Below are 22,384 nucleotides of genomic sequence, written 5' to 3'. Positions count from 1 at the left end.
GGGAGATTCTATGTTGCAGGGGAACCCTGCAGCCTTAAATTTGGCTGGTATTCGCTCTGGTTTTTCATGAGAGCGAATGCCACCCGGCATAGCTTGCGGGCGAGGATCACCAGGGCTTGGGTTTTTGCCAAGCCTCTGACGAGATAGGACTCATAGTACGGTTTCCAGGTGGCAGACCGACAAGCCGCCATCGCCGCGTTGTGAGCCAGGCGCCGCAGCTCCGTATCGCCTTTTTTGGACAGGTGGCGAGGGCTGTTCTTCTTGCCTGAATCCTTTGCTCGCAAGTCCATCCCCAAAAAAGCAATGAATGCATCGCCGTTGGCGAAGTGACCGCGCATGAATGCGGTCGCCAAGCCCATAGCCGTAAGCTCACCGATCCCCTCAATGGCTTTGCAGCGCTTGATGTTTTCGGTGATGCCTGCCTTTTTGCTGACTTTGTGCAGTAATTTCTGGATGGCTTGCTCCGCTTGTTTGAAGGACTTCAATTGCCGGGCCAATTCATCCTTCAGAAGCGGTTCACCTGACCAACTCAGCGTCATGCCCACACGCACATTGATAAGCTCTGCGCGTCTATGAAGCAGACTTTTCAACACCTTGTAGGCCTGCGGAGGTGGACTCCAGAGGCGCAGTCGATCCTGCTCGCTAGACAGGTAACGCGCGAGCAGGCGCGCATCACAAGGGTCGGTTTTCGCCCGTTGGCCAATGCTTTCGCGGTAGTGGCTCAGACGATAAGCATCCACAACGTAAACCCGGTGTCCCATTTCATGGGCCAGTTCGACCGTGTCCAAGTGGTAAATGCTGGTGGCTTCCAAAGCAATTGAGCTTTGCGCAGGCAGAGCTTTGAGCCAACGCCCAAGAGTCTCTCGGTCGTTGTTGATGTGTTGAGTGGTTTGCATGTCTTCGCGGTAAGCGACGATTTCGGCCTTGGCTACATCGATACCGATTACCGTTGGCGAGGTAAGGATTGTCATGACGAATCCTCGGAGCTAGGGTTTAAGGGCTTGTCGGGGTTTACCCTTGCGCTGGCTTGCCTCTATCGTCGGTTTTACCGATGAATTCCTTATCGGCGCTTCGGGTAGAAGGGGCGGGACGAGAAGTCTCCCACGGTCCGTACTGGCTAGAGTCGGAATCGAGCTTTTAGTCCCGCCCACCCCTTCAAGTCTAAACATACAAGCGGGCTTGCTCGCGAAGGCGGTGTATCAGTCAATACATACAGTGACTGACACACCGCCTTCGCGAGCAAGCCCGCTCCCACATTGAGTTTCCGTCGTCTTCAAGTTATGTGTTCGGACACAAAAAACCCCCGCCACCTTCACGGCAACGGGGGCTTTTTGTTCGGGCTTACATCTCGACCTGAGTACCCAACTCAATCACCCGGTTCAACGGCAGATTAAAGAACCGCAAATTGCCATTGGCATTCTTCAACATGAACGCAAACAACCCCTCTCGCCAACGGGCCATGCCTTCGAGCTTGGAGGCAATCACCGTCTCGCGGCTGAGGAAATACGTGGTGCGCATCGGGCTGAAGTCCAGGTCGTCGAGGTGACACAGTTTCAGCGCTTGCGGCACGTCCGGTTCGTCGACGAAGCCAAAGTGCAGGATCACCCGGAAGAACCCTTCTCCGTAGGAATCGACTTCGAAGCGTCGGGTCGGCGGTACGCGCGGGATGTCTTCGTAGACCACGGTCAGCAGCACCACTTGCTCGTGCAGCACCTGGTTATGCAGCAGGTTGTGCAACAGCGCGTGTGGCACGGCGTCCGGGCGAGCGGTCAGGAACACGGCGGTGCCTTGCACGCGATGTGGCGGTTGCACGGCGATACTGCTGATGAAAATCGGCAGAGGTAGCCCGCCTTCGTCCATACGCTCCACCAGCAATTGCTTGCCGCGTTTCCAGGTGGTCATCAGCACAAACAGCGCGATACCGGCGATCACCGGGAAGGCCCCGCCCTGAATGATTTTCGGCACGTTGGCGGCGAAGTAAACGCCGTCCACCAGCACAAAGCCGAGCAGCACAGGCACCGCGAGAACAGGAGGCCATTTCCACAACAGCAGTATCACCGCCGACACCAGGATGCTGGTCATCAGCATCGTGCCGGTCACCGCCACGCCGTAGGCCGAGGCCAGGGCACCGGAGGATTCGAAACCCAAGACCAACAGCACCACGCCGACCATCAACGCCCAGTTCACCGCGCCGATGTAGATCTGGCCCTGTTCGGCGCTGGAGGTGTGGCGAATGTGCATGCGCGGAATGTAACCGAGCTGGATCGCCTGGCGGGTCAGGGAGAACGCCCCGGAAATGACCGCTTGGGACGCAATGACCGTGGCCAGAGTCGACAAGCCCACCAACGGGATCAACGCCCAACTCGGTGCCAACAGATAGAACGGGTTACGCGCGGCTTCCGGATCACCCAGCAACAGCGCGCCTTGGCCGAAGTAGTTCAGCACCAGCGCCGGTAGCACGAGGATGAACCAGGCGCGGGCAATCGGCTTGCGACCGAAGTGGCCCATGTCGGCGTAAAGGGCTTCGGCACCCGTCAGTGCCAGCACGACCGCGCCGAGGATCGCCACGCCCATGCCCGGATGCTGGGTGAAGAAACGCACGCCCCAGACCGGGTTCATCGCTTGCAACACTTCCGGGTGCTGAATGATGCCGTAGACACCCAGCGCGCCAAGGACCACAAACCAGGTGACCATGATCGGCCCGAACAGAATGCCAATGCGCGCAGTACCGTGGCTCTGGATCAGGAACAGTGCGACCAGCACGATCAGCGACAGCGGCACCACCCAATGGTCGATGCCATCAAACGCCAGCCCCAGGCCTTCGATGGCCGAGAGCACGGAAATCGCCGGGGTGATCATGCTGTCGCCGTAGAACAGCGCCGCACCGATCAACCCGCAGACCACCAGCAAGGTGCGCAACTTCGGGTGCCCCGCCGCCGCCCGTCGGGCCAGTGCGGTCAAGGCCATGATCCCGCCTTCGCCCTGGTTGTCGGCACGCAGGACAAACATCATGTACTTGATCGAAACGACCCAGATCAGCGACCAGAAGATCAGCGCCAGAATCCCCAACACGCCGTCATGGTTGACCGGCACGCCATAGCCACCGGAAAACACTTCTTTGAGGGTGTACAGCGGGCTTGTGCCGATATCGCCGTAAACCACTCCGACCGCCGCGACCAGCATGCCGATCGGCTTCGCCGCCGAATGCTCGGCGCCCGCCACCTGACTACTTGCCTGACCCATCCACCACTCCTGATTCCCAGACCCGGCTTCTTTTAAAGAAGCACTATGCTTTGTCGTGCAGCATGCGCTGTTTTACTTCACGTTACAGACGTTTTGTTGACTGTAAAAATTCGGTAAAGCCTAACGGCGCGAAGCATAGCGCAGCACTCGTCGTATTTCCCTGCATAAAGCTGGTCAAGTGAGCGACTCATCGCTAGAATTGCGCACTTTTTGACCAGAGGCGCACCAAGCGCCCGTCTGTCGCCTTGCCGTCTTCGGCTGGAGGCGTCCCAAATACCGAGGTTAGACATGTCCACCACTCCTGCGCCGGCCAATCCAAAGGTTGGCTTCGTATCCCTGGGTTGCCCCAAAGCACTGGTCGACTCCGAGCGCATCCTTACCCAGCTGCGCATGGAAGGCTATGACGTTGTGTCCACCTATCAGGACGCTGACGTCGTGGTGGTCAACACCTGCGGTTTCATCGACTCGGCCAAGGCAGAATCGCTGGAAGTGATCGGCGAAGCCATCAAGGAAAACGGCAAGGTCATCGTGACCGGCTGCATGGGCGTCGAAGAAGGCAACATTCGTAACGTGCACCCGAGCGTGCTGGCCGTGACCGGTCCGCAGCAGTACGAGCAAGTGGTCAACGCCGTGCACGACGTCGTGCCGCCGCGCCAGGACCACAACCCGTTGATCGACCTGGTACCGCCACAAGGGATCAAACTGACCCCGCGCCACTACGCCTACCTGAAGATTTCCGAAGGCTGCAACCACAGCTGCAGCTTCTGCATCATCCCCTCGATGCGCGGCAAACTGGTCAGCCGTCCGGTCGGTGACGTGCTCGACGAAGCCCAGCGCCTGGTCAAGGCCGGCGTCAAAGAGCTGCTGGTGATCTCTCAAGACACCAGCGCCTATGGCGTCGACGTCAAGTACCGCACCGGTTTCTGGAACGGCGCGCCGGTGAAAACCCGCATGACCGAACTCTGCGAAGCCCTGAGCACGCTGGGCGTCTGGGTTCGCCTGCACTACGTTTACCCGTACCCGCACGTCGACGAGCTGATTCCATTGATGGCCGCCGGCAAAATTCTGCCGTACCTGGACATCCCGTTCCAGCACGCCAGCCCGAAAGTGTTGAAGTCGATGAAACGCCCGGCGTTCGAAGACAAGACCTTGGCGCGCATCAAGAACTGGCGCGAGATCTGCCCGGACCTGATCATCCGTTCGACCTTCATCGTCGGCTTCCCTGGCGAAACCGAAGAAGACTTCCAGTACCTGTTGAACTGGCTGACCGAAGCTCAGCTCGACCGCGTCGGCTGCTTCCAGTACTCGCCGGTTGAAGGTGCGCCCGCCAATGACCTGGACCTGGACATCGTTCCGGACGACGTCAAGCAGGACCGTTGGGACCGCTTCATGGCGCACCAACAAGCGATCAGCTCGGCGCGCCTGCAAATGCGCATCGGCCGCGAAATCGAAGTGCTGGTCGACGAAGTCGACGAGCAAGGCGCGGTTGGCCGCTGCTTCTTCGATGCCCCGGAAATCGACGGCAACGTGTTCATCGATAACGGCAGCAACCTCAAGCCAGGCGACAAAGTCTGGTGCAAAGTGACCGACGCTGACGAATACGACTTGTGGGCTGAACAGATCTAAACGCAAAAAATACGCAAAGCCCCGCTCTCTTGACGAGATGCGGGGCTTTTTTACGTCTATCGTTTTGTGGGAGAAAGGACTCGCACCCTCCACGCACATAAGGCATCCGGCCATGCGCCATCATTCGGTCATCCTCACACCGAAACAGAGTGACTACAAAGAACTCACCCGGGTCTGGGAGGCCTCGGTACGCGCCACCCATGACTTTCTGCCAGACAGTTACATCCTGTTGTTGAAAGATCTGGTGCTGACCCGCTACCTCGATGCGGTGATGCTGATTTGCACCAAAGACTCACGCCAGCGCATCACCGGGTTCGCCGGGGTGGCAGCCGGCAAGATCGAAATGCTCTTTATCGATCCGGCGCATCGCGGCCAGGGTCTGGGCAAACAGTTGCTACGCTATGCCATGGAACACCTGAATGCCGATGAACTGGACGTCAACGAACAGAACCCGCAAGCGCTGGGGTTTTACCTCAAACAAGGCTTCGAGGTGATCGGTCGCTCCGAGTTTGACGGCATGAAGCAGCCTTATCCGCTGTTGCATATGCGCCTGCGCCAGGCGCAACAACTGACGCGTAATGGCTGACACAACATAGATCAAATGTGGGAGCTGGCTTGCCTGCGATGCAGGCGACGCGGCAGGTCAGTTAGACCCGGCTGATGCCATCGCAGGCAAGCCAGCTCCCACAAAAAGCCCCAGCACTGAAATGGAGCCGGGATTAACCGGCGCCAGGCAGGTACAATGCCCACCCCTTTTTTGTTACGGCCCTGTCATGACTGACCCGATTCGTCTCTCCAAACGCCTCATCGAACTCGTCGGCTGTTCCCGTCGGGAGGCTGAGCTGTTCATCGAGGGCGGCTGGGTGACCGTGGACGGTGAAGTCATCGACGAGCCGCAGTTCAAGGTCGACACGCAAAAAGTCGAACTCGACCCAGAGGCCAAGGCCACCGCACCGGAACCGGTGACTATCCTGTTGAACGTACCCGTGGGCATGGACGCGGACACCGCCATGGCCACCCTGAGCGCCGAGACCCTGAGCGAAGAGCACCGCTTCAGCAAACGTGCGCTCAAGGGCCACTTCCTGCGCCTGACCGCCAGCACCGACTTGCAGGCCAACGCCAGCGGGCTGCTGGTGTTCACCCAGGACTGGAAGATCCTGCGCAAACTCACCGCCGATGCCAGCAAGATCGAGCAAGAGTATGTGGTCGAGGTTGAAGGCGACATGGTGGCTCACGGCCTCAACCGCCTGAACCACGGTCTGACCTACAAAGGCAAGGAGCTGCCGCCCGTCAAAGCCAGCTGGCAGAACGAAAATCGCCTGCGCTTTGCCATGAAGAACCCGCAACCGGGCGTGATCGCCCTGTTCTGCCAGGCCGTAGGCTTGAAGGTCGTTGCCATCCGCCGCATCCGCATAGGTGGCGTGTCCATCGGCAAAGTGCCGTTGGGGCAATGGCGCTACCTGTCCGGCAAAGAGAAGTTCTAAAACCTCTCCCGCCGCCACACATTTCGGTGCCGCTGTTTGATGCGGCGCCCACTGCCGAATATCAGGATTGCACACCATGATTCATAACGACGTACTGCGCAGCGTTCGCTACATGCTGGACATCAGCGACAAGAAAGTCATCGAGATCATCAAACTCGGCGGCATGGACGTGTCCATGGAAGACCTGTTGACTTACCTCGACAAAAAAGAGGAAGACGAGGAAGGCTTCGTGCGTTGCCCGGATGAAGTCATGGCGCACTTCCTTGATGGCCTGGTGATCTTCAAGCGCGGCAAGGACGAAAGCCGTCCACCGCAGCCAATCGAAGTGCCGGTGACCAACAACATCATCCTCAAGAAACTGCGCGTGGCGTTCGAACTGAAAGAAGACGACATGCACGCGATCCTGAAGGCCGCCGAGTTTCCGGTGTCCAAGCCGGAGTTGAGCGCGTTGTTCCGCAAGTTCGGCCACACCAACTACCGCACCTGTGGCGACCAGTTGCTGCGCAACTTCCTCAAGGGCCTGACCCTGCGCGTTCGCCCGCAGTAAGCGCCCATCCCTGTAGGAGCACAGCTTGCTGGCGATGGCGATCTTCAAAACGCCATCGCCAGCAAGCTGTGCTCCTACAGAGGCCGTTGCAGGCCACGCTGTATAGATCCTCATTCCCGGCAAAAATAGTGGCTCCGCTTAACGCGGCTGACGACTAGGGTGTAGTCACCCTTAAGCGCTCAGGATTTGCCATGCACCCGTACTTTTCCCTTCAAGGTCGCACCGCCCTTGTAACCGGCGGCACCCGTGGTATCGGCAAAATGATCGCCAAGGCTTACGTCGAGGCTGGGGCGACGGTGTATGTCTGCGCCCGGGACGCCGAAGCCTGCCAGCAAACGGCGGATGAATTGAGTGTGCTCGGTCGTTGCCACGCGATTGCGGCCAACCTGGCCACCGAAGAAGGCGTGCTTCAGTTGGCCACGCAACTGGGTGAACAGATCACCCATCTGGACATCCTGGTGAACAACGCTGGGACGACCTGGGGCGCACCACTGGAAAGCTACCCCGTCAAAGGCTGGGAAAAGGTCATGCAACTCAACGTAACCTCGGTGTTCAACTGCATTCAGCAGTTCTTGCCACTGTTACGCAAGGCAGGCTCCGCCGCCAATCCGGCACGGATTATCAACATCGGCTCGGTGGCCGCGATTTCTTCCTTTGGTGAACAAGCGTATGCCTACGGCCCGAGTAAAGCGGCCCTACACCAACTGTCGCGGATTCTGGCCCGGGAACTGGTGAGCCAGCACATCAACGTCAACGTGATCGCGCCGGGGCGCTTTCCGAGCAAGATGACGCAGCATATTGGCAGCGATGAACAGGCGCTGGCGCAGGATACCGCGATGATTCCGATGAAGCGTTGGGGCCGGGAGGAAGAGATGGCGGCGCTGGCGATCAGCCTGGCGAGCACGGCGGGGGCGTACATGACGGGGAATATCATTCCGTTGGATGGTGGGTTTAGCCTCTAGATCGGCAGTGCGGCTATCGCGGGCAAGCCACGCTCCCACAGGTTTTATGCCGTACACAAAATGTGTATACGCCCGAGAACCCTGTGGGAGCGTGGCTTGCCCGCGATGGCGGACTGACAGGCACCAACGATCCCGTGGCCGCTCGGGTTATCATGCCCACCCTCACCCCGCCTCGACCCAGACCATGACCTACAGCGTTTCCCCCATCGGCTTCGTGCGCTCCTGCTTCAAGGAGAAGTTCGCTATCCCGCGCCAACCGCAACTGGCCCCAGCCGCTCGCGGTGTTCTGGAGCTTGTCGCGCCGTTTGATCAGGGGGATGCGGTACAGGGCCTGGAACAGGTCAGTCACGTTTGGCTGCTGTTTGTGTTCCATCAGGCGCTGGAAGAAAAGCCACGCCTGAAAGTCCGCCCGCCACGTCTGGGCGGCAACAAATCCATGGGCGTGTTCGCCACCCGCGCCACGCATCGGCCCAATGGCATTGGTCAATCCGTAGTGAAGCTGGACAAGGTCGAAGCCAATCGCCTGTGGATATCCGGTATCGATCTGTTGGACGGCACGCCGATTCTCGACATCAAACCCTACGTGCCTTACGCCGACATCATCGACAGCGCCTCCAACAGCATCGCCAGCGCCGCGCCGCAATTGATCCCCGTGCAGTGGACGGATGCAGCGCTGCATCAGGCTCACGCGCATGCTCAGCGCCTTGAAGAGCCCCTGGTGGCGCTGATCGAACAGTGCCTGGCCCAAGATCCACGGCCGGCCTACCAGACGCCGACGCCCGAACGGGAATACGGCGCACAGTTCTGGGACCTGGATGTGCGCTGGCATTACCCCGAAGCAGGGGTTATCCGCGTTCTCGAAGTCATCCCTGTACCTGACTTGTAGGAGCAAAGCTTGCTCGCGATGGCGAACTCAAGGACGCCATCGCCGGCAAGCCGTGCTCCTACAGGGATTGCGTCGGGCATAACAAAGCCCCACTGCCTGCAAGGACAATGGGGCTTTTTAGTGATGCGTTTGCTTACTTCTCGACGAATGCACGCTCGATCAGGTAGTCACCCGGCTCGCGCATCCGCGGCGAAACTTTCAGGCCGAAGCTGTTCAACACTTCGCTGGTCTCGTCGAGCATGCTCGGGCTACCGCACAGCATGGCGCGGTCGTCCTGCGGGTTGATCGGTGGCAGGCCGATGTCGCTGAACAGCTTGCCGCTGCGCATCAGGTCGGTCAGGCGGCCTTCGTTCTCGAACGGCTCGCGGGTCACGGTCGGGTAGTAGATCAACTTGTCACGCAGCGCCTCACCGAAGAACTCGTTCTGCGGCAAGTGCTCGGTGATGAACTCGCGGTAAGCGACTTCGTTGACGTAACGCACGCCGTGGCACAGGATCACTTTTTCGAAACGCTCGTAGGTTTCCGGGTCCTGGATGACGCTCATGAAGGGCGCCAGACCGGTACCGGTGCTGAGCAGGTACAAATGTTTGCCAGGCTTCAAGTCATCCAGCACCAAGGTACCGGTAGGCTTCTTGCTGATGATGATCTCGTCGCCTTCCTTCAGATGCTGCAACTGGGAAGTCAGCGGGCCATCAGGCACCTTGATGCTGAAGAACTCGAGATGCTCTTCCCAGTTCGGGCTGGCAATCGAGTAAGCGCGCATAAGCGGGCGGCCGTTGGGCTGTTGCAGGCCGATCATCACGAACTGACCGTTCTCGAAGCGCAGGCCCGGATCGCGGGTGCACTTGAAGCTGAACAGAGTGTCGTTCCAGTGATGAACACTGAGGACACGCTCGTGGTTCATGTTGCTCATGTACGTGGGACTCCTGGAGATTTTGCCTGCGCCAGTGATATGCGCAATTGCATCGCATTCTAAAGGCAGAGACAATATCTGTTAAATGGATTATTAAGATAAGGGTTATCGGTTATATCGATATGCGATTTACTCTCCGTCAACTTCAAGTTTTCGTCGCCGTCGCCCAGCAGGAAAGCGTATCCCGTGCTGCGGGCTTGCTCAACCTCTCACAATCGGCGGCGAGCACCTCGATCACCGAACTGGAGCGCCAGTCCAGCTGCCAGTTGTTTGACCGCGCTGGCAAACGCTTGAGCCTCAACGCCCTCGGCAAACAGTTGCTGCCACAGGCCGTGGCATTGCTCGATCAGTCCAAGGAAATTGAAGACCTGCTCAACGGCAAGTCCGGGTTCGGCTCCCTGGCGGTCGGCGCGACCCTGACCATCGGCAATTACCTTGCCACCCTGCTGATCGGCAGCTTCATGCAGCGCCACCCGGAAAGCCAGGTGAAGCTGCACGTGCAAAACACTGCCAATATCGTGCAACAAGTTGCCCACTATGAAATTGATCTGGGTCTAATCGAAGGCGATTGCAGTCATCCCGACATCGAAGTGCAGAGTTGGGTCGAGGATGAACTGGTGGTGTTTTGCGCGCCTCAGCATCCACTGGCCAAACGCGGCACCGCGACCATGGAAGAACTGACCCACGAGGCCTGGATTCTGCGAGAACAAGGCTCTGGCACACGGCTGACCTTTGACCAGGCCATGCGTCACCATCGCAGTGCGCTGAATATCCGGCTCGAACTGGAACACACCGAAGCGATCAAGCGCGCCGTGGAGTCGGGATTGGGGATCGGTTGCATTTCGCGCCTGGCACTGCGCGATGCGTTCCGTCGTGGCAGCCTGGTGCCCGTGGAGACACCGGACCTGGACCTGGCGCGGCAGTTTTATTTCATCTGGCACAAACAGAAATATCAGACGTCGGCGATGCGCGAATTCCTCGAGCTGTGCCGCGCGTTCACCGAGGGGGTTCAGCGCAGCGACGAGATCGTTCTGCCAAACATCGCTTAAAGCAGGATGACTGCCCAGACCAGCGCGATCATGCTCAACGCCACGAATTGAGCTGCGCTGCCCATGTCCTTGGCGTTTTTGGACAGCGGGTGCAGTTCGAGGGAAATGCGATCGATGGCGGCTTCCACCGCCGAGTTCAGCAGTTCGACGATCAGCGCCAACAGGCAGACGGCGATCAGCAGCGCCTGTTCGACGCGGCTGACGTTCAAGAAGAACGAAATCGGTATCAGGATAACGTTGAGCAACACCAGTTGCCGAAAGGCCGCTTCACCGGTGAAGGCGGCGCGCAGGCCATCCAGCGAGTAACCGGAGGCATTGAGGATGCGTTTGAGGCCGGTTTGGCCTTTGAAAGGTGACATAGAATGGGCAACTGACCAGGTAGGAATGGGAACGCTAGATCAAGCAAAGTCAAAAAAGCGTGAACATGTAATAGTTTAGTGGCTGGAAATTGACTCAAGTTGTTGCAAGAGCAACGCCGCCTGAGTGCGGGTCCGCACATTCAGCTTGCGGAAAATCGCCGTGACATGGGCTTTGATCGTCGCCTCGGAGACGCTCAGCTCGTACGCAATCTGTTTATTCAGCAAGCCCTCGCAAACCATGGTCAACACCCGGAATTGCTGGGGCGTCAGGCTCGCAAGGCCTTCGCTGGCCGCTTTGGCCTCATCGGAAACACTGACCGCTTCAAAGGCTTGAGGTGGCCAGAATACGTCGCCGTCCAGCACCGCACGGACAGCCTTCTGGATGACACTCAGGTCGCTGGATTTTGGAATGAACCCACTGGCGCCGAACTCACGGGACTTGACCATGATTGACGCTTCTTCCTGCGCGGAAACCATCACCACCGGAATTTGCGGGTACTGACCGCGCAACAGCACGAGCCCGGAAAAACCGTAGGCGCCGGGCATGTTCAGGTCCAGCAGCACCAGATCCCAGTCGGACTTTTCATCCAGGCGGGCTTCCAGCTCGGCAATGCTCGCCACTTCCACCAGCCGAACATCCGGGCCCAGGCCCAGCGTCACGGCCTGATGCAGCGCACTGCGAAACAGTGGGTGATCATCGGCAATCAGGATTTCGTATGTGGCCATTTTTCAAATGATCCTGTTTTTCAAACAACTCAAGGCACAGCCACGAAGCTGCACTAACAGGGCACGTTCAACGCCAATCACGTAGCTATTAACTAACGCAAGAATTCGGCGTATCAAACCTGGCCGCGCCCTAATCGGCGCCAAGCATGCCCAGCGAAGTCGGGGTGGTCAAGGTGCTTGGCCGGTACAGTTCTTTGCAGTATGGGTGACAATCAGCAGATGACCGGGGCCGTGTTTTGCACGAACGGCATCAGGTCGGCGTGAGCCGGCGTTGCCACATTCATGTCCAACTGATGCTTTGCGTCCAGGTAATGCTGGCTGAACACGTCGAAATAAGCGTCCAGCGCCGATGCAGCGTCAGTGTCACCGGCCAGATCCAGACACAGTGCCGCCACTTCGGCGGTGCACAAATGCTCGCTGCGGGTCGACCTGCGCAACCGATACCGTGACAGTTTCTCGGGCAGCAGGCTCAAGATCGGAAGCCGGTCAAAATAGGGGCTTTTGCGGAAAATCTTCCGGGCCTCTGTCCAGGTGGCATCCAGCAAAATGAACAGCGGACGTTTCGAGCTATCCGTGTCGACGCTGTTGGTGACACGCTCGGGCTCGACGTACTCCCCCGGAAACACCAGATACGGCTGCCATTGCGGGTCGGCCAGCAACGCCAACAGTTGTTCATCGACCTCCGTGCGCGACCAGATGAACGCATGGTTGTCGCGCACTACATCGGCAATCAGCCAACCGGTGTTGCTCGGTTTGAACACTTCCTTGTTGGTCATGATCAGGCACACACCAGAACGCGCCTCGACCTGCGGGCGCCAGGCGCACAGGCAGTGGCTCTCGATCACGCGGCAGGCACGGCAACGCGCTGCCCGCCAGCCTCGGGCCTGAATCGGCTTGATACCCTCTTCCTCTCGCATATCGCGCAAGCGGGCCACAGCGTTGGCAGCAAAGTGAGAAATTGCGGGGTTCATCGCAGGCAACGCCGGCAAGGGAAGTAAATCGACACGAAAAACACTCGGCAGGGCAAAAAGTGGCGCCAGTTTACCAGAGCAGTCGGTGCAAGCCTGTACCGTCTGGAGCTCGTCCCCTATAATTCGCCGCCACTGAACGCACAGTCATGTGGCGGGTCGAAGCACCAGTCACTGAACCAGGAGAGTTTCATGCTGCGCCTTATCGTTCCCACCGTTGCCATTTTGCTGGCGTCGTCCTTCAGTGCTCAGGCGGCGTCCTTGAAAGAGCAGAACCTCAACAAAGAGCTGCAAAATGTCGCGGCACAAAGCAGCGTCGGCACGCCACGGGCGATCAACGAGGACATTCTCGATCAGGGCTACACTGTCGAAGGCAATGTACTGATCAACCACCTGAGTGTGCAGAGCAGCCACGCCGAAAAGATGCGGTCTGACCCGAAAGCGGTTTACTTCCAGCTTGGCGCGTCCGTCTGCAGAAACCCGGGGTTCCGCAAGCTGATGGCAAAGGGCGCGATCATGCGTTATGACTTTGCCGAGGTGAAGTCCAATCGCCCGATCGGCTCCGCAAGCTTCCAGGAATCGGATTGCCCGAAAGCCACACCGGTGAAGAAAAAGTAATCAACGAGCATTTGCGCGCCGCTGTTCATCCTCGGCGCGCAGTTCAGCCAATAACGCCTGCAAGTAACGTGAGCGCCGTTCGGCTCCCTCTAAACGCCGACAGCACTCCTCTTCGAGACTCACATGATGGGTCTCGGCAGATGATTTCAGTAATCGATACAGTTGCGCATCGATTTCCAGAATGACTCTGGCCATAACATCCCGCCTCCCTGCTCCTCGCCCTGCTTGAGCGAAACAAATCCTTCAATCTCTTGAACCGCGCGCCCTGCCTTTGACGCAAAGTTGTCGTGTTACGCCTGTAACTTAGTAAATCAGAGCGCCAGAGACTCGGCTCGTGTTCAGACGAGCGGTGAAATCACCTTGCAAACCGTCAATAAGCGATTGCCAGGAAAGACTTTGCGGCGCAATGATCAAGGCAGCGTAAATCTCTGCAAGGGTCTAGATTCATAGTGTTCCCATTCACTTTTCCGGGCTGGAAAGGGGCCGCCCGCGACGCGTCTTGATGTGCGAATGTTTCCTTCATCCAAGGGAAAAACAGAGCCTGTATGGAAGGAGAAATTGATGCCTTACCAACCGAATGATCTGCTAAGCCGTCATTTTGAAGAAAGCGGCCACGACCTCACCAGCAAGGTCGAAGAACAGCTCAACCTGGTTTCACCCAACAGTCCCAACCTCCCCATTTACCGCGACATGATCCTGACCGTGCTGCGCATGGCCCAGGAAGATCACAACCGCTGGAATGCCAAGATCACCCTTCAAGCCCTGCGCGAACTGGAGCACGCCTTTCGTGTTCTCGAGCAGTTCCGGGGGCGGCGTAAAGTCACCGTGTTTGGCTCCGCCCGAACACCGATCGAACACCCGCTGTATGGTTTGGCCCGAGAATTGGGGGCGGCGCTGGCGCGCTCCGACCTGATGGTGATCACGGGTGCTGGCGGCGGCATCATGGCGGCCGCTCACGAAGGGGCCGGCAGGGAGCACAGCCTGGGATTCAACATCACCCTGCCCTTCGAACAGCATGCCAATCCCACCGTGCAAGGCACTGCCAATCTGCTGCCCTTCCACTTCTTTTTTACCCGCAAGCTGTTCTTCGTCAAAGAAGCCGATGCGCTAGTCCTGTGCCCAGGTGGTTTCGGCACCCTGGATGAGGCGCTGGAAGTACTGACATTGATTCAAACCGGTAAAAGCCCTTTGGTGCCGGTGGTACTGCTGGATGCGCCGGGCGGCAAGTTCTGGCAAGGCGCGCTGGACTTCATTCACCATCAATTGGAGGAAAACCGCTACATCCTGCCGACCGACATGAAGCTCGTGAGCCTGGTCTACAGCGCCGAAGAGGCGGTGGAACAGATCAACCAGTTCTACAGCAACTTCCATTCCAGTCGCTGGCTGAAGCGTCAGTTCGTGATTCGCATGAATCACAGGCTCAGCGAGCAAGCGCTCGAACACATGCAGAAGGCCTTTGCCGACTTGTGCCTGAGCGATCGTTTTCATCAGCATGCCTACAACGAAGAGGAACACGACGAAGCACAGTTCAGCCACCTGGCGCGACTGGCCTTCAATTTCAACGCGCGTGATCATGGCCGTCTGCGCGAACTGGTGGATTACATCAACCTGCCGGAAAACCGGGCTCAGCCCAAACCCCAGACACAACAACTCACGCGCAAACCTTCCAAGGTGACGTAAGGCAGAAAAAATGGCCCGCTATCGAAATAGCGGGCCATTTTTTATCAATCATCCATTCCCCGGCCACTGAGCAAGCGACCGATCATCTCCATGGAGTATCCCCGATAACTCAGGAAGCGCCCCTGCTTGGCACGCTCCCGAGCGTCTATCGGAAGATGCCCGGAAAATTTACGCCGCCAGGTATCCTCCAGTTGCTCCTGCCAGTTGATACCACTCTCGCGTAACGCCAGTTCGATATCGACTCGTTGCAGACCGCGCTGGCTCAACTCCTCACGAATACGCAAAGGGCCATAGCCCGAACGGGCACGGTAGGAAACAAAGCTTTCGAGGTAACGGGATTCAGACAGCAGGCCCTCTTCCGTCAAGCGGTCGAGTGCTGTGTCGATCATTTCAAGGAGGGCGCCGCGCTGACGCAGTTTACGCGTCAGCTCGACTCGACCGTGCTCGCGTCGTGCGAGCAGGTCCATTGCGGTTCGCCGCACCGCGACGAGTGTATCGAGTACGGCGGTCATCGGATCAATCAGATATCAGCGTCAGCCAGGTCATCAGCAGTCTCTTTGACTGGCGATGCTTTGACGTCCGGCGCCGGGGTCAGCAGTTTGTCACGCAGCTGCTTCTCGAGCTTCGCGGCGATTTCCGGATTGTCCGCCAGGAACTTGGCCGAGTTGGCCTTGCCCTGACCGATCTTGGTGCCTTCATAGGCATACCAGGCACCGGATTTCTCGACGAAACCGTGCAGAACACCCAGGTCGATCATCTCGCCATTGAGGTAGATGCCTTTGCCGTAAAGGATCTGGAACTCGGCCTGACGGAACGGCGAAGCCACTTTGTTCTTCACGACCTTGACGCGGGTTTCGCTACCGACGACTTCATCACCTTCTTTCACCGCGCCAGTACGACGGATGTCCAGACGAACCGAAGCGTAGAACTTCAGCGCGTTACCACCGGTGGTGGTTTCCGGGCTACCGAACATCACGCCGATCTTCATACGGATCTGGTTGATGAAGATCACCAGGCAGTTGGCGTTCTTGATGTTACCGGTGATTTTACGCAGCGCCTGGGACATCAGACGGGCTTGCAGGCCGACGTGCATGTCGCCCATTTCGCCTTCGATTTCTGCCTTTGGCACCAGTGCCGCCACGGAGTCGACGATGATCACGTCAACCGCGTTGGAACGCACCAGCATGTCGGTGATTTCCAGGGCCTGTTCGCCGGTGTCCGGCTGGGAAACCAGCAGGTCGTCGACGTTGACGCCCAGTTTGCCGGCGTACTCAGGATCGAGCGCGTGTTCGGCATCGACGAATGCGCAGGTCGCGCCAGCTTTTTGAGCCTGGGCGATCACGGACAGTGTCAGTGTGGTTTTACCGGAGGATTCAGGACCGTAGATTTCAACGATACGACCTTTTGGCAGACCGCCAATACCGAGCGCGATGTCCAGACCCAGAGAGCCAGTGGAGATGGATGGGATCGCCTGACGGTCCTGATCGCCCATACGCATTACGGCACCCTTGCCGAATTGACGTTCGATCTGACCCAGGGCCGCAGCCAAGGCTTTCTTCTTGTTGTCGTCCATTAAAGTCCTCACGTAATCAATAAGGCCTGACGGCCAACACCTGTATAAGTAGCCAGTATTATTCCACAGCGATTCAGGATCGCCTACCCCTGATTTGAGATTTCTGCGGCGGCATGGCGCAGCAGCCCCTCTAGCGCGGCCTTCACCGTTTGTCGGCGGACCTCATCGCGGTTTCCAGGGAAGTGCTGGACCTCGCTGAACACCTGCTCACCGACGCCCCAGGCCAGCCAGACCGTGCCCACCGGCTTGCTTGCAGAACCGCCATCCGGTCCGGCCACGCCGCTGACCGCCACGGCAAAATGCGCCCGGCTTTTTTCCTGGGCGCCGCGAACCATCGCCTCGACCACCTCCCGACTGACCGCCCCCACCGTCGAAAACAACTCGACCGGCACATTCAATTGCTGGGTTTTCTGCCGGTTGGAGTAGGTGACATAACCGGCCTCGAACCAGGCCGAACTCCCTGGAATACGAGTGATTGCCTCCGAGATACCGCCACCGGTACAGGACTCGGCAGCCGTGACGTGAGCATTGAGCACCTGCAAGCGCCTGCCCAGTTCTGCGGCCAGTTGGGTAATTTCTTTCACGGTCATCTCCTGAGCGAGCGCAAGCGGAATGAGCACTACCGTACACGAGCATATCGCGCTTGCAAGGCGCAGGATCAATCAAAATGTGAGGGGATGAGGGCTCTGATACAGGCCTGACAAACCTGCAACGCATTCAGTGCGTGATCGTCGGTGTTGGTTGATTAAAACCGAAGGCTGGCATAACACCGCCCTCGCCCGCGCCCACAGTTGCAGGCGATCCTGCAGACCGTTCAATCCGCCATTGATGCGCCGGGTGATGCTGTTGAACTGGTCGCGGTCAGCCAGTTCGTTAAGGCCGTTTTGCTCCCAGAACCAGGCGGCCGACTCGGCTGCCCATTGGGGCTTTTCCAGCAGCTCAGGGATGAACAGCAAACGATCATCGCCGAACAGTCCGAGACTGCATTGGCGGTAGTTGTCGCGGCCGGTGATCTGAATCAGGCCTCGACCCCGGTATTTTTGACCGTCACCGTCAAGCGCGAGGGTGTTGCCCAAACGAGCGGCCAACGTGCCGGTGTCGTATTTGCTCAGATACTGATCACTGCCGAGTTCACGCACGTATTGCAATTGCCCGGACTCATGGCCGACTTGGGCGAGAAAGGCAGCGATGCGTTTGGGGGTGTTGATGTTGAAGCGGGACATGGCTGTATTGAGGGCAGAAATGAAAACGCCCGCTTGGGTGCGGGCGTTGGGCATGATGCTCAAAAGCTGTTGAATGGTAAACGTCATTGAAGTCCTCTTTCGATATCCAGGTGACGGTTGATGCGAGGCAGCTCTCCTCCGATATCGGACATTACTGCGTAGGGTCCAGACAATTGGCATCAACAACGCACTGATAGCTTTTTTCCCGACTACCGCTTGCTGTCAGCTTGGTGACCGCCCAACGACCTTGCATGATTCGTGGCCAACTGGCATCCAGCCGAATCACGCCCTCCGCGCTCAATTCCGGGTGCCCCGGACAATTGATTTTCAAATTGAATGCAGCACGCTCCAGTCGCCGTAACTCACCCTCTGCAACGGCCAGGGCCTGATCATGATTCTGACTACGCAAGCGAAGGATACGAAACGGTGAAAGCCCCAATTTGACCTTACGCTCGATGCCCGCCGTCGCATCCCACCAGGTGGCGATACACCCTTTGTATTTCGACTGACTTTTCTCATTGATAACAGCGCTGGTGAATGACCGATCACCTGGACGGTTGTCCGTTGTCACCGAGAGCACCACTTCCGTCAGGGTCTTGCCGGAAATAGATTTCAACTGGCCGCCCTTTGCCAATACGTACAAGCCGTTCACCGGTTTCGTAATCGCCCCATATATGCTCGCGACCCGCGTCAAAAAACCCATGTCCGTCTCGTTGGACTGGTCGATGTGGTCAATCCTTTTGGACTCAAGCTCGGGTGCCACACGCGGCGAAAACCCATGCTTCATCGTCAGTTCACGAAACAACGCACCGAGCGTGATGGGGCCGTAACTGGCTGATCTGCGTTGCTTGAAGCCGGTTTCATCCGCTTCACTGAACGGCGCGGACATGGCGATGAGCGACACCTGAAGGGGATACAGAACAGGGCTGCGCTGAGTGATGACAAAGACACCTTTGTCGACTAGTCCAGACTCCTTGTAACCCACTAGCAAACCAATCCTCCCCCCAAGACTGGGCAGCCCCTCAAGCCCCTCGACATCAATGAGGAGTTTGATCTGATCAGACTCGATGCCGGAGGAATCGATATGTTCCCATTGGATCAACCGCTCATTGAGGAGTGTGGCGTTAGCACCGTAGATTTCCACGGCCGGCGTAAATCCAAGCGTCATACATCCCCCTTAATCCCAGGCCGAAACCGGGACAGTGACCTTAAGCTGCGTATCAACCTCGGGCACCGTTACCCAAATCCCCGCGGGCAGCACCGGCCCTTGTTCCGCCAGCAGTGGATTCAGGCGCCAAAGCGCCTCTTCTGTGGCGTCGTCGCACCGTCCGATCTCACGGAACAGCAGGAGATTTACCGAGTCACCGGCAATACTTCTGACCCTACGCATTGGCAAACTCCTTCAGCTCAATACTCCAATTGATCAACATCGCAGTCCCGTCATCAATCACAAAAGTTTGAGTCTCCGTTACATTATCGATCCGCCACAGGCCCCAATTACGCCCAATCCCGTCAATAAATGGCAGAGGCAGGCGCAAGGCCTGTAACGCCCGCAGTTCGTCGAGCCTGTCCATGGACACTGCGTACATCGCCTTGCCAGTGACGGTCAAGGGAGTGGTCAGCGCCCGGGTCGCGCGCTGTACAAATTGCGGCCAGTCATCGACTGTCACGCCGGTGTTTCTTTCGATTCCGATCATGGAAAACTCTTTATGCAGAGCTAATGACTCGACCCTGGTGATCCACCAATGGGCCGCTCAGATGCACGCCGGCTGCGTCAATCAGCATGCCGACCGCCCCCAATTGCAGCTGGATTGCCTCAGGCGTCATGACCAACTTTGCCTCGCCGATGTTCAGTTCGAGCGATTCGCGAGAGCCGGTGAATGTTGCCGGGCCGTTATGCCAGCGCAGGGAATGACTGGCGTCGTCATAGCCACTTTCGGTGCCGTCCTGGTAGTGGCGACGCGTCAGCGAAGCCACTGTTGAGGCCGGAGGAAACTGACCACTATTGAGGCCGAATAGCGCGACGGACTGACCGCTGCTCTCGCCCCCCCCATGGTTCAGCAACACGCACTGTTCGCCGATGGAAGGAATGCGCGACTCGCTTTGCGCGCCGGCGCTTGGGTTGAAAAACCGGATAGCCGGGGTCAGCAACTCGCCGTGGCGAACCCGGCACGTGTTGCTCGCGGCATCGACTTGTTCGCACACGCCAATGCGACAGAGGCTGTCGGTACGCCGATTCAGGTCCTCGATCTCGGTTTCCATCTCGGCCAGACGCTCGATAATCGGGCCCAGTTGCTGGCTGATAAATGCATCCAACATGGGCTACTCCTCGAGTGTCGTGTATTGGTCCGGATCGTCGATATCCGACACCTCCCAGGTCCGGGCAAATTTCGGCGTGCCCAGCGGGTCGTCGAGCAGTAACGGTCCAAGGTACAAAGCCTGGGTAAATGAAACGGTCCAGGCGTTGTATTGCCGGGTTCCGCTGATGAATGTCGAGGCAACCCCGTCGATGTTCATCGGCAGGTCGCATTGGTCGCGGGGCAGGTTCCAGCGGTTATCGGTGATCAGGTTTTTCAACGCGCTGCCCAGATCACAAGCCTCCAGGCTGGAAGTGGGCAACACGGCTTGCAACGAAACCGTCATGACATGGGCGATGCGCCCGTCATTGGCGCGTTCACCCAGCGCATTGCGTTCCAGGGCAATCAAGACCCAGGCCGGATCACCCGTACTGTCAAAGTCTTGAAGACTCCCAACCCTCAAACCGGGAATGGCAATGCGCAATGCCTCGGCAATGGCGGTAAACAGCTGTGAAGGCTTTTCGATATTTTCAATAACAACAGGCATCAAAGGCCTCCTGTTCAGATTTCAGCGTGAAGGTCAGCGATGCTTGTTTACTGTTGATCGGGACGAGAATCGCGCGGCGGCACCTCGCAAACCCCGATCCGCTTGGCAGCCCAGCGTTCATAAAGCCCGATGGCGACATCCGCCCCGGCCATCGCGGTGAGGCATCCAAAAGCCCCCGCCGCCCAGATCGACACGCCGGCGGCGTACAGCAGCATGATTGCCGAGACCCCGCAGATCATGCAGGCCCCGGAACGCAAGGCCAGGCGCCGCAGCAGTGACCAGCCGCGAGCGCCGTCCTTGTCGGCGCGCCACATTTCGCCGGACACCCCGCCCACCAGGGCAAGGACGATGACGAGCCAGATCGGCATGTCCAGCAACGCTTGTTGCTCGTTTGTCATGTCACGCCTCCGGGAGTGATTGATGAGTGGTTCTTTAAAACGGTGTTTTCTTGAGGTGCCTGATGGAAGGTAGGCATTCCAAAAAGCCCGGCGTAGTTCCGGGCTTTTCAGTAATGCGGCCCTTCGTTGACCTTTCGGCGCTACTGGCGCGGTACGAGTCCATTCATATTGTTTTTCCGACCGCGGTCCCTGCCCGCCGGATAACTGCTTCTGGTGCTTTACGCTGCACACCCGGGTCAGTTGCCAACCCTCTGAACCGTTGAGGCCGGTTCATCGCTGCCTTTGTGGTGGAACTAAAGAACTTCGTTTCGAGCTGCTTTGTTGAGCGGCTTGAGACAAAGAATATGCATGGATGCATATACAGTCAATGCACAAATGCATTTATTTATGCACTGGAAATGCACTGACGCATTGAAACCCCCGCAAACAAAGGCGTTGCCGGTTTTCGATAGGCGAAAAAAAACCCGCCGGGTGGCGGGTTTTATCTGAACGTAGCGAGGTTAGCGGGCGTACATGCCCCACCAGAAGACATGGCCGAGGATGACGATCTGCTCTTCCTGGATTTCCTGGAAGGTGTAGTCCTCGTCCGGATGCTCATCGCGATTGAAGCTGCGCAGGCGAATGCCGGTCGGCAGGCGATATAGCTGCTTCACTCGCAGTTGGCCGTTATGGTTGATCGCATAAAGGTCGCCATCCACGATGTCGCCGATCCCGCACTTGCCCGCGTTCACCCCAACGGTTGCACCATCGCGCAGCACGGGCAACATGCTGTTGCCACGCACCGTCACGCATTTTGCCTGGTCGAATTGCACGCCGTTGTGGCGCAGGCTGCGTTTGCCGAAGCGCAGGCTAGAGCGCTCGCTCTCTTCGATGACGAATCTTCCTGATCCAGCAGCCAATTCAACCTCGCGAAGAAAGGGGACCGACACTTCGTCATCATCGACCGGCGTATCGTCGTCCCACAGACTTATGTCCTTGAGTTCGGAATGTGATTGATCGCGCCCGGCATTGGCGGTCGCCGACACGTCCGTACGGCCGCGCAACTGATCGGTGCTCACGGCGAAGTACTCGGCGATCTTCGAGATGTGTTTATCCGAGGGATCGACGATCTTCCCGCTGAGGATCCGCGAGAGAGTGGATTGAGGCACGCCGGTACGACGGTGAAGCTCCGTGGGGGAGATCCCGTGCTGATCGAGCAGTGCTCTTAAAACGGTAGAAACATTGCGTTTTTGCATAACGCGCATAGTGCTTGTTCTTTTCACTGAAGACAAATGCTGTTTTGCAT

At 58.1% G+C, this 22,384-nt stretch carries 26 protein-coding genes and 2 pseudogenes; 9 read left to right on the top strand and 19 right to left on the bottom strand.

The window, feature by feature from the left end; genetic code table 11:
* Nucleotides 1–8: 8 nt before the first annotated feature.
* Both LOY55_RS05685 and LOY55_RS05680 read right to left on the bottom strand, forming a co-directional pair.
* A complete protein-coding gene (locus LOY55_RS05685; protein ID WP_046031124.1) occupies nt 9–971 on the bottom strand; it encodes an IS110 family transposase in 963 nt (320 codons plus the stop codon).
* A 370-nt stretch (nt 972–1,341) separates the two neighbouring features.
* Nucleotides 1,342–3,243 carry a potassium transporter Kup gene (locus LOY55_RS05680; RefSeq protein ID WP_046029276.1) on the bottom strand — a complete coding sequence of 634 codons (1,902 nt, stop codon included), beginning with the start codon at nt 3,241–3,243 and terminating at the stop codon, nt 1,342–1,344.
* A gap of 288 nt (nt 3,244–3,531) precedes the next feature.
* Here LOY55_RS05680 and rimO point away from each other — a divergent pair, with 288 nt between their 5' ends.
* The 6 genes from rimO to tsaA all read left to right on the top strand — a co-directional run bounded on the left by rimO (nt 3,532) and on the right by tsaA (nt 8,748).
* Nucleotides 3,532–4,869, top strand: a complete 1,338-nt coding sequence (gene rimO / locus LOY55_RS05675; RefSeq protein WP_046029273.1) for a 30S ribosomal protein S12 methylthiotransferase RimO — start codon at nt 3,532–3,534, stop codon at nt 4,867–4,869.
* A gap of 112 nt (nt 4,870–4,981) precedes the next feature.
* A complete protein-coding gene (locus LOY55_RS05670; protein WP_046029271.1) occupies nt 4,982–5,455 on the top strand; it encodes a GNAT family N-acetyltransferase in 474 nt (157 codons plus the stop codon).
* A 187-nt stretch (nt 5,456–5,642) separates the two neighbouring features.
* On the top strand, nt 5,643–6,353 hold the full coding sequence (locus LOY55_RS05665; RefSeq protein WP_077430783.1) for an rRNA pseudouridine synthase: 711 nt from the start codon (nt 5,643–5,645) through the stop codon (nt 6,351–6,353).
* A 76-nt stretch (nt 6,354–6,429) separates the two neighbouring features.
* The gene (locus LOY55_RS05660; protein ID WP_008010137.1) at nt 6,430–6,900 is read left to right on the top strand and encodes a DUF1456 family protein; all 471 of its coding nucleotides are present in this window, start codon (nt 6,430–6,432) and stop codon (nt 6,898–6,900) included.
* A gap of 191 nt (nt 6,901–7,091) precedes the next feature.
* A complete protein-coding gene (locus tag LOY55_RS05655; RefSeq protein WP_109788009.1) occupies nt 7,092–7,862 on the top strand; it encodes an SDR family oxidoreductase in 771 nt (256 codons plus the stop codon).
* A 184-nt stretch (nt 7,863–8,046) separates the two neighbouring features.
* Entirely contained in the window at nt 8,047–8,748 is a 702-nt protein-coding gene (gene tsaA / locus LOY55_RS05650) for a tRNA (N6-threonylcarbamoyladenosine(37)-N6)-methyltransferase TrmO (protein ID WP_109788010.1), read from the top strand.
* A gap of 133 nt (nt 8,749–8,881) precedes the next feature.
* Here the strand turns inward: tsaA and fpr are convergent, their stop codons facing one another.
* Entirely contained in the window at nt 8,882–9,661 is a 780-nt protein-coding gene (gene fpr / locus LOY55_RS05645) for a ferredoxin-NADP reductase (protein ID WP_003443014.1), read from the bottom strand.
* A 122-nt stretch (nt 9,662–9,783) separates the two neighbouring features.
* Between fpr and LOY55_RS05640 the strand changes: the two genes are divergently transcribed.
* Nucleotides 9,784–10,710, top strand: coding sequence for a LysR family transcriptional regulator (locus tag LOY55_RS05640; protein WP_046029261.1), 927 nt, complete (start codon nt 9,784–9,786; stop codon nt 10,708–10,710).
* Here the strand turns inward: LOY55_RS05640 and LOY55_RS05635 are convergent.
* The 3 genes from LOY55_RS05635 to LOY55_RS05625 form a co-directional block, all read right to left on the bottom strand.
* Nucleotides 10,707–11,069: a diacylglycerol kinase gene (locus tag LOY55_RS05635; RefSeq protein ID WP_046029258.1), complete on the bottom strand. Its 363-nt coding sequence runs from the start codon at nt 11,067–11,069 to the stop codon at nt 10,707–10,709. The two genes, LOY55_RS05640 and LOY55_RS05635, sit on opposite strands and share 4 nt — an antisense overlap.
* 75 nt (nt 11,070–11,144) lie before the next feature.
* The gene (gene erdR, locus LOY55_RS05630) at nt 11,145–11,795 is read right to left on the bottom strand and encodes a response regulator transcription factor ErdR (RefSeq protein WP_046029256.1); all 651 of its coding nucleotides are present in this window, start codon (nt 11,793–11,795) and stop codon (nt 11,145–11,147) included.
* Between the two features lie 212 nt (nt 11,796–12,007).
* Nucleotides 12,008–12,766: a tRNA-uridine aminocarboxypropyltransferase gene (locus LOY55_RS05625; RefSeq protein ID WP_077430785.1), complete on the bottom strand. Its 759-nt coding sequence runs from the start codon at nt 12,764–12,766 to the stop codon at nt 12,008–12,010.
* A gap of 189 nt (nt 12,767–12,955) precedes the next feature.
* Between LOY55_RS05625 and LOY55_RS05620 the strand changes: the two genes are divergently transcribed.
* Complete coding sequence (locus LOY55_RS05620; RefSeq protein WP_077430786.1) at nt 12,956–13,381, top strand: PA3611 family quorum-sensing-regulated virulence factor; 426 nt, start codon at nt 12,956–12,958, stop codon at nt 13,379–13,381.
* Here the strand turns inward: LOY55_RS05620 and LOY55_RS05615 are convergent, their stop codons facing one another.
* Nucleotides 13,382–13,576, bottom strand: coding sequence for a hypothetical protein (locus LOY55_RS05615; RefSeq protein WP_046029250.1), 195 nt, complete (start codon nt 13,574–13,576; stop codon nt 13,382–13,384).
* A gap of 366 nt (nt 13,577–13,942) precedes the next feature.
* Between LOY55_RS05615 and LOY55_RS05610 the strand changes: the two genes are divergently transcribed.
* Nucleotides 13,943–15,061 carry a TIGR00730 family Rossman fold protein gene (locus tag LOY55_RS05610; protein WP_046029248.1) on the top strand — a complete coding sequence of 373 codons (1,119 nt, stop codon included), beginning with the start codon at nt 13,943–13,945 and terminating at the stop codon, nt 15,059–15,061.
* A 44-nt stretch (nt 15,062–15,105) separates the two neighbouring features.
* Here LOY55_RS05610 and recX read toward each other — a convergent pair whose 3' ends face one another.
* The 12 genes and pseudogenes from recX to LOY55_RS05555 form a co-directional block, all read right to left on the bottom strand.
* Nucleotides 15,106–15,573: a recombination regulator RecX gene (gene recX, locus LOY55_RS05605; RefSeq protein WP_109788012.1), complete on the bottom strand. Its 468-nt coding sequence runs from the start codon at nt 15,571–15,573 to the stop codon at nt 15,106–15,108.
* Nucleotides 15,574–15,581: 8 nt separating this feature from the next.
* The gene (recA, locus tag LOY55_RS05600) at nt 15,582–16,634 is read right to left on the bottom strand and encodes a recombinase RecA (protein ID WP_046029245.1); all 1,053 of its coding nucleotides are present in this window, start codon (nt 16,632–16,634) and stop codon (nt 15,582–15,584) included.
* Nucleotides 16,635–16,717: 83 nt separating this feature from the next.
* On the bottom strand, nt 16,718–17,218 hold the full coding sequence (locus LOY55_RS05595) for a CinA family protein (protein WP_046029637.1): 501 nt from the start codon (nt 17,216–17,218) through the stop codon (nt 16,718–16,720).
* 78 nt (nt 17,219–17,296) lie between these two features.
* On the bottom strand, nt 17,297–17,944 hold the full coding sequence (locus tag LOY55_RS05590) for a glycoside hydrolase family 19 protein (RefSeq protein ID WP_223523886.1): 648 nt from the start codon (nt 17,942–17,944) through the stop codon (nt 17,297–17,299).
* A 64-nt stretch (nt 17,945–18,008) separates the two neighbouring features.
* Complete coding sequence (locus tag LOY55_RS05585; protein ID WP_223523883.1) at nt 18,009–19,025, bottom strand: phage late control D family protein; 1,017 nt, start codon at nt 19,023–19,025, stop codon at nt 18,009–18,011.
* Between the two features lie 9 nt (nt 19,026–19,034).
* The gene (locus LOY55_RS05580; RefSeq protein WP_109788210.1) at nt 19,035–19,247 is read right to left on the bottom strand and encodes a tail protein X; all 213 of its coding nucleotides are present in this window, start codon (nt 19,245–19,247) and stop codon (nt 19,035–19,037) included.
* A pseudogene (locus LOY55_RS05575) lies at nt 19,240–19,467 on the bottom strand (phage tail protein); the annotation flags it as partial. The pseudogene LOY55_RS05575 and the gene LOY55_RS05580, both read right to left, overlap by 8 nt.
* Nucleotides 19,465–19,554, bottom strand: a pseudogene (locus LOY55_RS30990) (phage baseplate protein); the annotation flags it as partial. The pseudogenes LOY55_RS05575 and LOY55_RS30990, both read right to left, overlap by 3 nt.
* Nucleotides 19,555–19,564: 10 nt before the next feature.
* The gene (locus LOY55_RS05570; RefSeq protein WP_223523877.1) at nt 19,565–20,176 is read right to left on the bottom strand and encodes a phage baseplate assembly protein V; all 612 of its coding nucleotides are present in this window, start codon (nt 20,174–20,176) and stop codon (nt 19,565–19,567) included.
* A 3-nt stretch (nt 20,177–20,179) separates the two neighbouring features.
* Nucleotides 20,180–20,701 (bottom strand): hypothetical protein, encoded by a 522-nt coding sequence (locus LOY55_RS05565; RefSeq protein WP_223523875.1) that lies wholly within the window; start codon nt 20,699–20,701, stop codon nt 20,180–20,182.
* 47 nt (nt 20,702–20,748) lie between these two features.
* The gene (locus LOY55_RS05560; protein ID WP_109788206.1) at nt 20,749–21,099 is read right to left on the bottom strand and encodes a phage holin family protein; all 351 of its coding nucleotides are present in this window, start codon (nt 21,097–21,099) and stop codon (nt 20,749–20,751) included.
* 500 nt (nt 21,100–21,599) lie between these two features.
* A complete protein-coding gene (locus tag LOY55_RS05555) occupies nt 21,600–22,334 on the bottom strand; it encodes an XRE family transcriptional regulator (protein ID WP_109786100.1) in 735 nt (244 codons plus the stop codon).
* Nucleotides 22,335–22,384: the final 50 nt, after the last annotated feature.

This window comes from Pseudomonas sp. B21-040 (assembly GCF_024748695.1).
GTDB lineage: Bacteria > Pseudomonadota > Gammaproteobacteria > Pseudomonadales > Pseudomonadaceae > Aquipseudomonas.
The sequence above is the reverse complement of the archived record's forward strand: the minus strand, read 5'-3'. Positions and strand labels throughout refer to the sequence as shown.

Bases quoted from the DNA above. Each gene is read 5' to 3' on its own strand.
- tsaA (WP_109788010.1), top strand. From the start codon at position 8,047: ATGACCTACAGCGTTTCCCCCATCGGCTTCGTGCGCTCCTGCTTCAAG.
- LOY55_RS05585 (WP_223523883.1), bottom strand. From the start codon at position 19,025: ATGACGCTTGGATTTACGCCGGCCGTGGAAATCTACGGTGCTAACGCC.
- LOY55_RS05635 (WP_046029258.1), bottom strand. From the start codon at position 11,069: ATGTCACCTTTCAAAGGCCAAACCGGCCTCAAACGCATCCTCAATGCC.
- LOY55_RS05560 (WP_109788206.1), bottom strand. From the start codon at position 21,099: ATGACAAACGAGCAACAAGCGTTGCTGGACATGCCGATCTGGCTCGTC.
- LOY55_RS05620 (WP_077430786.1), top strand. From the start codon at position 12,956: ATGCTGCGCCTTATCGTTCCCACCGTTGCCATTTTGCTGGCGTCGTCC.
- LOY55_RS05590 (WP_223523886.1), bottom strand. From the start codon at position 17,944: ATGACGTTTACCATTCAACAGCTTTTGAGCATCATGCCCAACGCCCGC.
- LOY55_RS05615 (WP_046029250.1), bottom strand. From the start codon at position 13,576: ATGGCCAGAGTCATTCTGGAAATCGATGCGCAACTGTATCGATTACTG.
- recX (WP_109788012.1), bottom strand. From the start codon at position 15,573: ATGACCGCCGTACTCGATACACTCGTCGCGGTGCGGCGAACCGCAATG.
- LOY55_RS05555 (WP_109786100.1), bottom strand. From the start codon at position 22,334: ATGCAAAAACGCAATGTTTCTACCGTTTTAAGAGCACTGCTCGATCAG.
- LOY55_RS05680 (WP_046029276.1), bottom strand. From the start codon at position 3,243: ATGGGTCAGGCAAGTAGTCAGGTGGCGGGCGCCGAGCATTCGGCGGCG.
- LOY55_RS05665 (WP_077430783.1), top strand. From the start codon at position 5,643: ATGACTGACCCGATTCGTCTCTCCAAACGCCTCATCGAACTCGTCGGC.
- LOY55_RS05580 (WP_109788210.1), bottom strand. From the start codon at position 19,247: ATGCGTAGGGTCAGAAGTATTGCCGGTGACTCGGTAAATCTCCTGCTG.
- LOY55_RS05610 (WP_046029248.1), top strand. From the start codon at position 13,943: ATGCCTTACCAACCGAATGATCTGCTAAGCCGTCATTTTGAAGAAAGC.
- LOY55_RS05625 (WP_077430785.1), bottom strand. From the start codon at position 12,766: ATGAACCCCGCAATTTCTCACTTTGCTGCCAACGCTGTGGCCCGCTTG.
- fpr (WP_003443014.1), bottom strand. From the start codon at position 9,661: ATGAGCAACATGAACCACGAGCGTGTCCTCAGTGTTCATCACTGGAAC.
- LOY55_RS05565 (WP_223523875.1), bottom strand. From the start codon at position 20,701: ATGCCTGTTGTTATTGAAAATATCGAAAAGCCTTCACAGCTGTTTACC.
- erdR (WP_046029256.1), bottom strand. From the start codon at position 11,795: ATGGCCACATACGAAATCCTGATTGCCGATGATCACCCACTGTTTCGC.
- rimO (WP_046029273.1), top strand. From the start codon at position 3,532: ATGTCCACCACTCCTGCGCCGGCCAATCCAAAGGTTGGCTTCGTATCC.
- LOY55_RS05655 (WP_109788009.1), top strand. From the start codon at position 7,092: ATGCACCCGTACTTTTCCCTTCAAGGTCGCACCGCCCTTGTAACCGGC.
- LOY55_RS05660 (WP_008010137.1), top strand. From the start codon at position 6,430: ATGATTCATAACGACGTACTGCGCAGCGTTCGCTACATGCTGGACATC.
- LOY55_RS05640 (WP_046029261.1), top strand. From the start codon at position 9,784: ATGCGATTTACTCTCCGTCAACTTCAAGTTTTCGTCGCCGTCGCCCAG.
- LOY55_RS05685 (WP_046031124.1), bottom strand. From the start codon at position 971: ATGACAATCCTTACCTCGCCAACGGTAATCGGTATCGATGTAGCCAAG.
- LOY55_RS05670 (WP_046029271.1), top strand. From the start codon at position 4,982: ATGCGCCATCATTCGGTCATCCTCACACCGAAACAGAGTGACTACAAA.
- recA (WP_046029245.1), bottom strand. From the start codon at position 16,634: ATGGACGACAACAAGAAGAAAGCCTTGGCTGCGGCCCTGGGTCAGATC.
- LOY55_RS05570 (WP_223523877.1), bottom strand. From the start codon at position 20,176: ATGTTGGATGCATTTATCAGCCAGCAACTGGGCCCGATTATCGAGCGT.